This is a genomic window from Niabella sp. CPT15-335-S11, assembly GCF_058792415.1.
In genome coordinates this window covers 79,185-90,822 of sequence record NZ_JBYTEI010000004.1, presented here as the reverse complement: position 1 = coordinate 90,822, position 11,638 = coordinate 79,185, and the positions used below count along the sequence as shown (strand labels likewise).

General features: G+C 43.0%; 15 protein-coding genes and 2 tRNA genes. 13 read left to right on the top strand and 4 right to left on the bottom strand.

Annotation, left to right across the window (positions count from 1 at the left end):
* Positions 1-40 precede the first annotated feature (40 nt).
* Positions 41-475: an SPOR domain-containing protein gene (locus AC3WS5_RS13155; RefSeq protein ID WP_492467855.1), complete on the bottom strand. Its 435-nt coding sequence runs from the start codon at positions 473-475 to the stop codon at positions 41-43.
* A 165-nt stretch (positions 476-640) separates the two neighbouring features.
* On the opposite strand from AC3WS5_RS13155, the gene AC3WS5_RS13150 reads away from it, so the two are divergent.
* The 8 genes from AC3WS5_RS13150 (at position 641) to AC3WS5_RS13115 (ending at position 4,458) form a co-directional block, all read left to right on the top strand.
* Positions 641-862 (top strand): uroporphyrinogen decarboxylase, encoded by a 222-nt coding sequence (locus tag AC3WS5_RS13150; RefSeq protein ID WP_492467854.1) that lies wholly within the window; start codon positions 641-643, stop codon positions 860-862.
* Positions 863-1,042: 180 nt separating this feature from the next.
* Positions 1,043-2,071, top strand: coding sequence for a glycosyltransferase family 2 protein (locus AC3WS5_RS13145; RefSeq protein ID WP_492467853.1), 1,029 nt, complete (start codon positions 1,043-1,045; stop codon positions 2,069-2,071).
* A 45-nt stretch (positions 2,072-2,116) separates the two neighbouring features.
* On the top strand, positions 2,117-2,356 hold the full coding sequence (locus AC3WS5_RS13140) for a hypothetical protein (protein WP_492467852.1): 240 nt from the start codon (positions 2,117-2,119) through the stop codon (positions 2,354-2,356).
* Positions 2,357-2,433: 77 nt separating this feature from the next.
* A tRNA-Gly gene (locus AC3WS5_RS13135) sits at positions 2,434-2,506 on the top strand.
* 162 nt (positions 2,507-2,668) lie between these two features.
* Positions 2,669-2,754, top strand: a tRNA-Leu gene (locus tag AC3WS5_RS13130).
* Between the two features lie 65 nt (positions 2,755-2,819).
* Positions 2,820-2,969, top strand: a complete 150-nt coding sequence (locus AC3WS5_RS13125; RefSeq protein WP_492467851.1) for a GIY-YIG nuclease family protein — start codon at positions 2,820-2,822, stop codon at positions 2,967-2,969.
* A gap of 195 nt (positions 2,970-3,164) precedes the next feature.
* On the top strand, positions 3,165-4,085 hold the full coding sequence (locus tag AC3WS5_RS13120) for a HipA domain-containing protein (protein ID WP_492467850.1): 921 nt from the start codon (positions 3,165-3,167) through the stop codon (positions 4,083-4,085).
* Positions 4,057-4,458, top strand: a complete 402-nt coding sequence (locus AC3WS5_RS13115) for a HipA N-terminal domain-containing protein (RefSeq protein ID WP_492467849.1) — start codon at positions 4,057-4,059, stop codon at positions 4,456-4,458. Before AC3WS5_RS13120 ends, AC3WS5_RS13115 begins: the two co-directional genes overlap by 29 nt.
* Here AC3WS5_RS13115 and AC3WS5_RS13110 read toward each other — a convergent pair.
* A complete protein-coding gene (locus AC3WS5_RS13110) occupies positions 4,444-5,559 on the bottom strand; it encodes a Fic family protein (protein ID WP_492467848.1) in 1,116 nt (371 codons plus the stop codon). The genes AC3WS5_RS13115 and AC3WS5_RS13110 overlap by 15 nt on opposite strands.
* Positions 5,560-5,962: 403 nt before the next feature.
* On the opposite strand from AC3WS5_RS13110, the gene AC3WS5_RS13105 reads away from it, so the two are divergent.
* The 5 genes from AC3WS5_RS13105 (at position 5,963) to AC3WS5_RS13085 (ending at position 9,275) form a co-directional block, all read left to right on the top strand.
* The gene (locus AC3WS5_RS13105; RefSeq protein WP_492467847.1) at positions 5,963-6,679 is read left to right on the top strand and encodes a pirin family protein; all 717 of its coding nucleotides are present in this window, start codon (positions 5,963-5,965) and stop codon (positions 6,677-6,679) included.
* A gap of 124 nt (positions 6,680-6,803) precedes the next feature.
* Positions 6,804-7,043, top strand: a complete 240-nt coding sequence (locus AC3WS5_RS13100; protein WP_492467846.1) for a hypothetical protein — start codon at positions 6,804-6,806, stop codon at positions 7,041-7,043.
* Between the two features lie 84 nt (positions 7,044-7,127).
* Positions 7,128-7,466 carry a hypothetical protein gene (locus tag AC3WS5_RS13095; RefSeq protein ID WP_492467845.1) on the top strand — a complete coding sequence of 113 codons (339 nt, stop codon included), beginning with the start codon at positions 7,128-7,130 and terminating at the stop codon, positions 7,464-7,466.
* Positions 7,467-7,535: 69 nt separating this feature from the next.
* Positions 7,536-7,877, top strand: coding sequence for a hypothetical protein (locus tag AC3WS5_RS13090; protein ID WP_492467844.1), 342 nt, complete (start codon positions 7,536-7,538; stop codon positions 7,875-7,877).
* 153 nt (positions 7,878-8,030) lie between these two features.
* Positions 8,031-9,275, top strand: coding sequence for a GTP-binding protein (locus AC3WS5_RS13085; protein ID WP_492467843.1), 1,245 nt, complete (start codon positions 8,031-8,033; stop codon positions 9,273-9,275).
* A 50-nt stretch (positions 9,276-9,325) separates the two neighbouring features.
* Here AC3WS5_RS13085 and AC3WS5_RS13080 read toward each other — a convergent pair whose 3' ends face one another.
* Together AC3WS5_RS13080 and AC3WS5_RS13075 are read right to left on the bottom strand one after the other, a co-directional pair.
* A complete protein-coding gene (locus AC3WS5_RS13080) occupies positions 9,326-9,904 on the bottom strand; it encodes a hypothetical protein (RefSeq protein ID WP_492467842.1) in 579 nt (192 codons plus the stop codon).
* Positions 9,905-10,267: 363 nt separating this feature from the next.
* Positions 10,268-11,596, bottom strand: a complete 1,329-nt coding sequence (locus AC3WS5_RS13075; protein ID WP_492467841.1) for a TIGR00341 family protein — start codon at positions 11,594-11,596, stop codon at positions 10,268-10,270.
* Positions 11,597-11,638: the final 42 nt, after the last annotated feature.

Genomic DNA, 11,638 nt, shown 5'->3' with positions numbered 1-11,638 from the left:
CTGTCTGTTTCCCTCTGGTTTCCTACTTTTATCTGAGTCTTTAATTCTGCTCTTCGATAAATTCAGGCTTGATTTCCACGACATCGTTCATGATAAAAACGCCCCGGGGAAAGAACGGGCTCAGTCTTTTCTGATAATTTGAAGCTTCAGCCCTGGTTGTGAAATTGCCCACCTTAACTTTATAATAGGGGGATTGGTGCCACATATACGACTTTAGTTCAGGGAAATAATTATATACGGCTGTTTTTGCGGCGATGGCTTCTTCGCGCTTATTGGTACTGATGATGAGTATCCGGTATCCCCTGGCTGTTCTTCTTTTGGTAGCGTTACGGGTGGAAACATCATTGATTTCGGCTTGTTTTCGCAGCAGCAGGTCGATCCGGGGGTCTTTGATCACCGTAACAGAATTTCCGTTCTGAGCATGCAGTCCTGCGTAGAAAAAGAAGGTCATTAAACAAAATATGTATTTCATCATGCCGGTTTTTTGATTACATCCCATCCGAATTTGACGATATATATTATTTCCAGGTTGCCTGCGAAGGTACAACACGGGGGTAAATATCGGTATATTGTCAATAACTTAGCTTTTTGAGGGAGTGAGCTGATTGGTTTGGATTCATTCTTATAAATTAAAATGAAAATGACGGAATGGGTAGGATATATGGCCATGTTCTTTTTGGTGATATCATTTATCCCCAGGCAGATAAAGTTGATCCGTTGGATGAATCTGGTAGCCTGCCTGTTTTTTGTGGCCTATGGCGTGTTATTGGGCTGGAAATGGCCGCTGATCCTGTCAAATGGCATGATTGCTGCCATCCATGTTTATCATCTCCTTGTTCCAGGTCAACCCGGGAGAAACTGAAAGGTTTGTTACCGGCGTTCTGGTGCTCCGCACCTGAAGAATACGGACATAGTTGCTTTTTGTTGAAGTTGTTATAACTTTTTGACTCTAATCCGGGGAAGCTTTAGAAAATTGGTGAAAATTGTCCAGCCTCACAAATTATATTGTTGGTAACGCTTATTTTTGGGCCAATTGATCAACATGGAGAATCCTTCAGTTGCCATAGTCATCCTGAACTGGAATGGTAAGAATTATCTGAGCAAATTTTTGCCACATGTTCTGCAGTCGACTTATGCCAATTTTAGGGTGGTGGTCGCCGATAATGGTTCTTCGGACGATTCTGTGTCTTTTCTAAAATCGAATTTTCCTGAAGTGGAAATCATATCCTTCAGTGAGAACCATGGCTTTGCGAAAGGTTACAACATTGCCCTGGCGCAGGTTTCGGCCGATTTTTATATTTTACTTAATTCAGATGTACAGGTGAGTCCGGGGTGGATTGAACCCCTGGTGGCACTGGCTGCAACTGACCGGACCATTGCTGCCTGTCAGCCGAAGATCCTGTCGTACAACAAACCATGTTATTTTGAATATGCGGGCGGATGTGGTGGCTGGCTGGATAGTCTGGGGTATCCGTTTGCCAGGGGCAGGATATTTGACTATTGTGAGGAGGACACTTTGCAGTACGAGGATATTTCGCGGGTATTTTGGGCTAGTGGAGCGGCATTATTTATACGGTCTGAGGTTTTTCACGCTGCCGGAGGATTTGATCCCTATTTTTTTGCACACCAGGAGGAGATAGATCTGTGCTGGCGACTTCAGCTCGCTGGGTATAAGATTTTTGTATGCCCGCAATCTGTGGTTTATCATGTTGGCGGCGGTACGTTGCCGAGGGGAAACTCACTCAAGACCTACCTGAACTTCCGGAACAATCATATCATGATTTACAAAAACATGTATGGATGGCGGCGGTTGTATGTGATGATGGTACGTTTTGTGCTGGACGGGATATCGGCCGTTAAAAGTTTATTGGGAGGTGATGGGGGTTATTTTGTTGCAGTGGCCAGTGCTCACCTGTCGTTTATAAAATGGATGTTGCTGGAACGGAAAAAGAGTATTTTCCCGCGCAACAGAAAAGCTGGATTATCAGGTTTTTACAGGGGTAATATCGCCTGGGATCATTTTGTAAAGGGTAAGAAACGGTTTTCTGATATCGTTGAAAAAGAAGGGTGATTATTTTTATTGAATCCTTATTTTTGCAGGACAATCTAATCAACAATGGAACAAAACGAACAGGAGCAGCTAAAGCAGCAGGAATACCAGCAGGCGCTTAAGAGAAGAGAAAAGAAAGATTTCAGGCAAAGCTGGGTATCTTCATCGCCCTTTATTTTTTACCTGAGTGTTGCTTGTTTAGTGTTTTACACCTTGGGAGGGTGTTATATGCTTTATACCAAGCGATTTGAAAAACCGAAGGTTCAGGTGCAGAGCAGCACGCTTTATACGCCTGTTTACAAATAATCCGGGCAAAATTTTTTTCCGACGCTGTAATCTCTTATTTTTGCAGCCCCTTTGAAGGGGATTAGTTCTTAAAAATCGCGGAAGTAGCTCATTTGGTAGAGCACGACCTTGCCAAGGTCGGGGTGGCCGGTTCGAGCCCGGTCTTCCGCTCATTCTTTCCTCTCATTTGAGAGGATTTTTTTTTGAACGCCCTGGTGGTGGACCTACCTTCGGTAGGTAAACTTGGTAGACACGCCCCGATTGAAAATCGGGGTTGGCAGCAATGTGGAGTTCTTGATTTTTTGAAATAATATTCGTGCTGATAGCATGAACGCCCTGGTGGTGGAATTGGTAGACACGCAGGACTTAAAATCCTGTGACCCGCAACGGTCGTATCGGTTCAAGTCCGATCCGGGGCACAACCTAACCTCTGTTATGTAACAGAGGTTTTTTTATTGCCATATGTTTAAAGTTTACATGCCATATGTATAGCGTTTATATATTGTATTCAGAGAAGTGCGGGCGTTTTTATGTGGGTTACTCTGCGGACGTCTCGGCACGGTTGGAACGTCACAACGCCGGTAAGGTAGCGGCTACGAGGAATTGTCTAGGTTTTCTATGTCTTGGCGTTTAACGATCCTAAAAAGAGAGCATTGTTAGGTTTTCGAATTACAATAGCTTTGAGCTTCGACAAACTTTTAATAACCAGTAAATGGCAAAAAGGGGAAATTTGCGAAGGGAGAAATCCTTTTTTAAATCGGGTAAAATCTTACGACCCTAGAGTATTCCTACGCTTAAAGAGTCCGACTATATTGTACACGACATTCCATTGGACGGCGACGCCCCAAAACAGTTTATTCGTGCCTATTTTTTTGAAAGGGACGGTACAGTCAGGAAAGCCAATCCAAAAACATGGTGTTCTTATATTGCCAAAACTGCAGAAAAATATTATCCGCATGAATCTATTTATGAATACCTGATCAATCGCATTGGGCAAACAGTGGGCCTTGAAATGAACGAAATAAGGTTGGTATGGGTAAACAAACAAATTCGATTTTTAAGTAAATTTTTCTTGAAGGACGGAGAAGAATTGATTCACGGAGCAGAAATTTGTGGAGAACACTTGGGTGACAGGGATTTAGCCAAAGAGATAGCCAATGACAGGAGATCGTCAAGAGAGCTATTTACTTTTGAATTTATTAAAGAATCAATCCGCAACGTTTTTCCAGAATCCTTTGATAATCTGTTCGTTGGGGTAGTAAAAATGATCATTTTTGACGCTGTTGTGGGTAATAATGACCGGCACTTTTATAACTGGGGAGTTATTAGGACTCAAATTAAGTCGTCAAAATTGCCTACCTTCGCGCCCCTTTATGATTCGGCAAGGGGATTGTTCTGGAATTGTACCGAAGCACAAATAAAAGGGTATTTAGACGAATATTCGAAAAATGGCAAAAAAATTGTTAATTATATTGAGAAGGCATGCCCCCGGATTAGTATAGCCGACAATATACAGGCAAATCATTTTGAACTTATTAACTACCTAATACGTTTAAGTGATGAATATGTTTGTCTTATTGAAGAGTTTTCGAGTGTGGAAAATGAATTGAAAGTTCTTAATATGATACGGCAGGAATTTTCTCTGATTTTAACAAGTACAAGATTAGAGTTAATTTCATTAATTTTAAGAAAGAGATTTGAAAAAATAAGGAGATTAACAAATGTTACGCAAGATAAAAAATTGGTTTAATAAAAACCAAGACGACTTGGAAGGATATAGCCGCGTTCCCGAAGATGTGGAGGCAATATTTTCCTTGGAAAATGACGAAATTCCTGTTGGGGTTTTATCTTGCAAAAATGGGGAGTGGTATTTTAAATATACCGAACAGTTTAAAAAGAATTCGGGGAAGTACAATCCAATTGTTGGATTTCCTGATGTTGACCGGATTTACAAAAGCGAAGTCCTTTGGCCGTTCTTTCAGGTCCGCATCCCTGGTTTAAAGCAGCCACAAATTCAAGAAATTCTTAAAAAAGAGAAAATTAATAGTTCGAATGAAGTTGAATTGCTAAAGCGGTTTGGCCGAAAAACAATTTCAAATTCTTACCAGTTAGTTGCAGGTTAAAGCGTCATTTAACAGGTAACTGGTGCTTCTGCCACCTGCAGGCCCTTTCACCAACAGTTGCCTGTTTATCAGGTCCTGGATATCCCGTATCGCCGTGTCTTGAGAGGTTTTGGCAATCTTTGCCCATTTGGAGGAGGTGAGCTTGCCGGTAAAACCATCCAGCAATTTATTCAGCATCAGCTTTTGCCGGTCGTTTAAAGTATGCGTAGCCGGCTGCTTCCAAAATATTGCCTTCCTCATTACCCCCGCCAAAGTGGCCTCCGCTGCATCTATAGACCTATCCAAACAGCCCAGGAACCAATGAATCCAAGGGGTTATATCCATCCGGCCTTTTTGGGTTGCCTCCAGTATATCATAATAGGCTTTACGCTCAGCCCGGATCTGGGTAGACATGCTGTAAAATCGCTGGCGGCTTTCATCTGCACGGGCTAACTGCATATCCGTTATAGCCCGGGCAATACGGCCATTACCATCATCAAACGGGTGTATGGTGACAAACCATAAATGGGCCATAGCTGCCCTTAATACGGGGTCTGTTTTATCGGGAGCATTGAACCAATCCAGGAATGCTTTCATTTCAGCCGGAACCTGATCCGCATCCGGTGCCTGGAAATGCACCGTCTCCCGCCCCATAGGGCCAGACACTACCTGCATGGGATCATCAGGCAGGTTATCCCGCCATTTTCCGGTTTTGATCCGGTGCATACCACTGCGTCCTGACGGGAACAAAGAGGCATGCCAGCCAAAAAGACGGTCTTCAGTAAGTGACTCCTGATATCGCTGGGTAGCATCCAACATCATTTCAACAACGCCCTCCACATTACGATCGGCAGGCATCAAACCGGCTATATCCATTCCCAAACGCCGGGCTACAGAAGAGCGCACCTGTTCGGCATCTAATACCTCACCCTCTATTTCACTGGATTTGAGCACATCCAATGTAAGGGTTTGAAGGGTAGCTTCCGCCCGAAGGTTAAACCCCAGGTTTTCCATCCGCCCCAATAACCGACCCTGTTGATGGCGCACGCGTGTCAGCAAGGAAGCTATCGCTTCCGTCTGCCATTGAAAATGAGGCCATTGGGTCAATTGATAGATATACATTCTATGCATTTTATGCGACGAATATAACAAATATTCTCCGCATACGTAATTATTATATGCAAAAAGCGCGAAGAATAGTATTATTATTCACCGCACCTATTCCCAATCGAAACGAACATCCTTCTGCGCCCATTGGTTTCTGTATTTTCCTGTCTACGGCAAGCAAGCCTACCTTGGCAGGCAAGCCTCGCAGACACACCCCGATTTTCAATAGGGGTGATCCACAACGGTCGTACCCGATACAATCGGGTCCTAGGGTCTTTGAGAAACTAGCACAACCCGAACTTTGCTATGCAAAATGGGGTTTTTTTATTGCCCACTATTCACATCAATTCTTACCATAGGATATTGTGAACGCCTTTTTGAAAATGTAATTTTACGTCATAAAAAAAGGAGAATTAACATGAGCAACACTATTCTACACAAAGCAGATACAAGGGGCGATGCCGACCATGGATGGTTGCATAGCCGACATACCTTCAGCTTCGCCAACTATCGCAATCCTGAGCGTGTACACTTTGGCGCATTGCGGGTAATAAACGACGATTTCGTTGCGCCGGGAAAGGGTTTTGGCACACATCCGCACGATAACATGGAAATCGTTTCCATACCGCTTGAAGGCACTTTGGAACACAAAGACAGCATGGGCAACACCGGTACTATCAAAAAAGGTGATATTCAGATGATGAGCGCAGGCACAGGCATAATGCACAGTGAATACAATGCCAGCAAAACAGAACCGGTAAAATTTTTGCAAATCTGGGTTTTCCCTGATAAGCAAAATGTAACGCCACGTTATGACCAGATAAAGATTGATGAAGAAAAAGCCAGCAACCGCTTTCTTCAAATTCTTTCGCCAAACCCGGATGACGAAGGTGTGTGGGTACACCAACAGGCATGGTTCCACCTGGGTAAGTTCAATGAAGAAACTTCCATTGATTATGAAATAAAAGCAACAGGAAACGGACTGTATGTTTTTGTACTGGAAGGCGAAGCTGATGTTGAAGGGGTGGCATTGAGCCGCAGGGATGGCTTTGGAATCTGGGATAAAAAATCCATTTCCTTCAACATAAAACCAGGCGCAGAACTCCTATTGATGGAAGTGCCCATGAAATGGTAGTTATTGAAAATGATTGATTTGGGGCTGCTTGATCGTCACGATTTCTGGCTCGATTTTGGGGGATCCTTTATAGAATATTTAGTTTTTAACCTGACCTTTTTGCTATTTTTAAAAAATATGCGTTATGGAATCAGGAGATATTAATTTTACAATTGAAGTAGTGATCAATGGCAGTTCCAGATATATCCTGGTGAATACCGCTGAAACCACCGACGGTGTTGAGTTCTACAAATGTCAGATGGGAGAAAAAGAAATTACCGAGTTACGAAAAGACTCCGGCGAGTGGAAACAGATTTGGGGTAATTTAAACATCGATGATGTGAAAAATATCGGCGGGATAATCGAGTCTTATTTTGATAGATAGAGTATCACCGCTGTTGACAATTCGAACCTTTTAAAGTTTTGGTAAATTCCCAAATTCCCTATATTTGCAACAACGTTTCAAAAATTGAAAATAAAAGAGGGATATCGGAAAAGTACATCAGTGGCAATACTGCTGGTGTACCTGTTTATTACTACGCCGGTGCAGCTATGGCATCGGCATCAGCCGGTAGATTCCAGTTTTAATAATCACCAGACCAATGAAGTTTCGCTGACCAAAGGGATCTCGCTCACTGATCATTGCGCCGTTTGTTTACACAATTACAGCAGCTATATTATAACCAACCCTTTGATCAGTTTTGCTCCTGTCTCTTTTTATAATACACTACATGTATTTTATCAATCTATTATTCCTATAACACCAAATCGGTTTACCGGTAGCCGCGACCCGCCCTCCTTTCTCTAGCATTATGCGATGAAAATGTTGCTTACATCCGGCATTGCCCAATACACGATGCCAATTGTAAAAGAGGTAATGATTGTCTTCATTATAGCAACTATTGCAGTCTTTTCCTCCTGCAGCAAAAGCGACAGCAGCGGTGGCAATCCGCAAAACGGCCTCGATCAATTTGTAGTGGTCACCAACATTACCACCTCCAGTCCTGCTACTGGTTATGTAGGAACGTTTAAAGATCTGGCCATCACCATTCACACAAACGTCAAAGCAAGACAATCCACACAATACCCGTTCGTTGAGGCCTATAGAGACTACGTGTTTGTATTACCTAACAAAGGGGGTGATGTGGTTAAAAAGTATAAACGTCAGCCAGATGGCTCTCTATCAGATGAAGGAAGCATAAGCATTACGGCCTTCTAAAACCGATGAACATGTCCCGGCAACATTCTATTCAGATCCCGAAAAAACCGGTGCTCTTTAGCCTACTGCTCTACTGTAGTACATTAGGCTGCAACTGTAAGCACCATCATGCGGATGAAATTGTACACCCAAGAACTATTCAAACAAAACACAATGCAATATTCCCTATCAAGGCCACAACAGGCCCCGTCATCACAACAGAAAAAATTGCCCGTTACCGTGCTGAGTGGATTTTTAGGCGCTGGCAAAACAACCCTGCTCAACCATATCCTGCACAATAAAGAAGGTATGAAGGTAGCTGTAATTGTCAACGACATGAGCGAAGTAAATGTAGATGCGCGGCTCGTTGAAAACGAAAACACCCTTTCGCGAACAGAAGAACGACTGGTAGAAATGAGCAATGGCTGCATCTGCTGCACGCTTCGGGAAGACTTGATGAAAGAGGTAGAGCGCCTGGCTAAAGAGGATCGGTTTGATTACCTGCTCATTGAAAGTACGGGTATATCAGAACCAGTCCCCGTAGCTCAAACATTCTCTTATGTTGATGAAAACAATGGCATTGATCTCTCCCGGTTCAGCTATATTGACACGATGGTAACTGTGGTGGATTGCTTTAATTTTTTAAAAGATTTTGGCACCGATGAATTATTAGCAGACCGGGAGCTTACCGACATGGAGGGCGACGAACGTACTATTGTAAACCTGCTGACCGACCAGGTAGAGTTTGCCAACGTGATCGTATTAAACAAAACAGACCTTGTGAGCACGCAAACATTAGGGGTGCTGAAGGCTGCATTGCACAAACTAAATCCCGGTGCACGCATCATCGAATCCACATTCGGGAAAGTAGCTCCTCAAGAACTATTGAATACCGGGTTGTTTAATTTTGAAGAGGCACAATCCTCCGCGGGCTGGCAAAAAGAGCTGGAAGCAGAAGGCCATACACCTGAAACAGAAGAATATGGCATCAGTTCCTTTGTATTCCGCCACCAGCAGCCCTTTCATCCGGAGCGTTTCTGGAAATACCTGAACGAAGCCTATCCTTCCGATGTCATTAGGGCTAAAGGATTATTCTGGCTGGCTTCCCGCCCGAACGATGCCCTGAATTTTTCGCAGGCTGGCGGTTCATCGAGGCTGGAGCATGCGGGTGTATGGTGGTGCAGCATGCCATTTGCAGAACGAATGCGTTATGCATCTTATGTGCACAACAGGGATACCATAGAAGCACGATGGAGCCGCCAATGGGGTGACCGGATGAATGAGCTGGTGTTTATTGGTCAGGATATGGATAAAGAAAAAATGATCGCAGACCTGGAACAATGTTTATTACAAGCTGACGAACAGTATTTGTTTGACAACAAAATCCGTTTTTGTGATCCTTTCCCCGTAACAAATTAATCAATGTGACAAAAATGGATAAGGGAAGGCCCGCTTAGCGAAATGTTGCATTATTTCCGAATCAATACTGCAATTTTATTTGCGGCGTTATTAAATTCTTTTAAGGAGGTGGTGCTGATAATCTTGTTTACTTTTATATTGTACACGTAATTGCCTTTCCTGACCATAATAAAATAAAAGTTCACGCTATCGGTGTGGAAATATGCTTCATCGCCTAAGTTCTCTATATTTTTTATGCCATGGGGTTTGTTTGCCAGCATTATGTCAGTATACCTCTTTTTAGCATCTGACAGTAACTTGTACTTTTCAAACAAAAAATAGATCGCGCCTATTTTACCCGTGGTGATATCTTTGACATCCGTTTTGTAAGCGCAAAGGTACGAATCGGACAGCCTCTCCATTTTTGATGAACTATCTGCCAAATGAGTGGATTGACCCATTATCTTATCGGCATCTGATTTAGTAAATAATTTCCTGGGATCCGGATTGTGTTGATTACCTAAATTTTTGGCTTCGAGGGTAGCAATTGCTGTGACGTGTCCGGGGTTCCCTCCGAAAAAATCTAGCCTGCCTGTAAGCCATACAGCTACAGGAAGTCCAATTAGCGTCAGGATTTTAATGAATGTCATATGGACGTATTCAAAAAGCCAGGTAAATCCATTTGCTTCTGTCCAATTTTCCAGCGATCATCTCTTTTCAATTTTCATAAACCGCACTTAAGATAAATAGGCTGCTTGTTCCAAATTTTGTGGAGAACTGACTGAAAAAGCAGATGAAATTTACGAATGATATTCGAAGGTGCACTCGGAATATTTCGTTAAATTTACTACCTCCTCATTTCCCGTATATGTTGCGACTGGGGGAGGCGGCAGTACCACAGTTGGCATCTGGAAATTCACTTAACAGACCGGCATTGAGCGCCTTAACTGATTCAAGGATTCCCGGTTAGCAAACTGATCAGTGAGTTATAACTTTCGGGCGAAAATGAGATTTTATTGAACGATCAGTTTTACCGAATCAGCCTGCAAACGCTGCTTTAGCCACTGTTGCATTTTGAAGCGTTCCGCACGCCCCGGTGACTTTGAAAAGTTAGCCACAAATACAGTAATTGTATCTGTCGCAAATGTATCTGTCCGGTAAATGACGGACTGGGATCCGGTATAGTAAGTTAATGCTGGATATAACGCTTTCAACTCCGCCCTCAGATCTGGTAGCTCCTGAGGGGATGGGTGCTCCTGTTCTGTGGAGTTGTTGACAGAATCTTTTTTAAACACATCTTCAAGAATACTCGCTTTTATCTGGCTGAAGTCGATCTCCTGTTTGGCATTTAAACCTTGCCTGACAACCAGTTTGGCATTCTTTAGCCGGTACTGATTGAGCTTTTGTGAGATGCTGTCAATAGTTGACTTCGGCAGATTTTTCCCGATCAGCAATAAGTCAATTTCACTGCTGTCGGATCTGTATCGGAATGTCTTATTGACCACCTGCGTATTTTTAAAACGGAACTGATCATTTACAAAGGTTTGCGCATTCGATTCAAAGATACTTTTATCAACTATTTGATAAGTCAGGTAGATGCTGGGGATTACCGCTGCCGCAACAATAAGTAAAATATAGCGGGACACTTTTTTACCGTAGGATTGATTTTCAAACTGCACTTTCCTGAAATTCAGAAAACGTACAATCAAATAGGTACTGAGACAGATAAAAACACTATTGATGAAATACAGGTAAAGAGCCCCAATAAAATAGTAAAAGTTTCCCGACGCCAGCCCGAAACCTGCTGTGCAAAGCGGTGGCATTAATGCCGTAGCGATGGCGACACCAGGGATTACATTACTTTTTTCTTTCCGGGTGCTTGCTACAATGCCCGCAAGCCCGCCAAAAAACGCAATAAAAACATCCCATATTGAAGGCATCGTCCGGGCGAGCAGTTCACTTTGCGCATCATGTAACGGGGTGATCCAAAAATACAGTGCAGAAGTGGCAATACTGATCAGGGTTGCATTTAAGAGGTTTTTACTGCCTTTCCTTACAAGGTCAATATCTATAATCGCTATACCCAGGCCAATGCCCATGATCGGACCCATAAGCGGCGAGATCAGCATGGCGCCAATGATCACTGCGGTGGAATTGACATTTAAACCAATTGAAGCGATAAATATCGCAAAGATCAGTGTCCATAAATTATGCCCCCTGAAAGCGACATCCTTTTTGATAGAAGCTACCACATCTGCCTCATCTGCTTTTCCAAGATGAAGATTAAATAATCGTGCAAATGTCAGCCGGATGGCTCTGAGACGCCTGTTTTGATTACGCATAGTTCAACAAATAATATGGGTTATCTTCTTTCATTTAAAAAT

Bases quoted from the DNA above. Each gene is read 5' to 3' on its own strand.
- AC3WS5_RS13155 (WP_492467855.1), bottom strand. From the start codon at position 475: ATGATGAAATACATATTTTGTTTAATGACCTTCTTTTTCTACGCAGGA.
- AC3WS5_RS13150 (WP_492467854.1), top strand. From the start codon at position 641: ATGACGGAATGGGTAGGATATATGGCCATGTTCTTTTTGGTGATATCA.
- AC3WS5_RS13145 (WP_492467853.1), top strand. From the start codon at position 1,043: ATGGAGAATCCTTCAGTTGCCATAGTCATCCTGAACTGGAATGGTAAG.
- AC3WS5_RS13140 (WP_492467852.1), top strand. From the start codon at position 2,117: ATGGAACAAAACGAACAGGAGCAGCTAAAGCAGCAGGAATACCAGCAG.
- AC3WS5_RS13125 (WP_492467851.1), top strand. From the start codon at position 2,820: ATGTATAGCGTTTATATATTGTATTCAGAGAAGTGCGGGCGTTTTTAT.
- AC3WS5_RS13115 (WP_492467849.1), top strand. From the start codon at position 4,057: ATGTTACGCAAGATAAAAAATTGGTTTAATAAAAACCAAGACGACTTG.
- AC3WS5_RS13110 (WP_492467848.1), bottom strand. From the start codon at position 5,559: ATGTATATCTATCAATTGACCCAATGGCCTCATTTTCAATGGCAGACG.
- AC3WS5_RS13105 (WP_492467847.1), top strand. From the start codon at position 5,963: ATGAGCAACACTATTCTACACAAAGCAGATACAAGGGGCGATGCCGAC.
- AC3WS5_RS13100 (WP_492467846.1), top strand. From the start codon at position 6,804: ATGGAATCAGGAGATATTAATTTTACAATTGAAGTAGTGATCAATGGC.
- AC3WS5_RS13090 (WP_492467844.1), top strand. From the start codon at position 7,536: ATGATTGTCTTCATTATAGCAACTATTGCAGTCTTTTCCTCCTGCAGC.
- AC3WS5_RS13085 (WP_492467843.1), top strand. From the start codon at position 8,031: ATGCAATATTCCCTATCAAGGCCACAACAGGCCCCGTCATCACAACAG.
- AC3WS5_RS13080 (WP_492467842.1), bottom strand. From the start codon at position 9,904: ATGACATTCATTAAAATCCTGACGCTAATTGGACTTCCTGTAGCTGTA.
- AC3WS5_RS13075 (WP_492467841.1), bottom strand. From the start codon at position 11,596: ATGCGTAATCAAAACAGGCGTCTCAGAGCCATCCGGCTGACATTTGCA.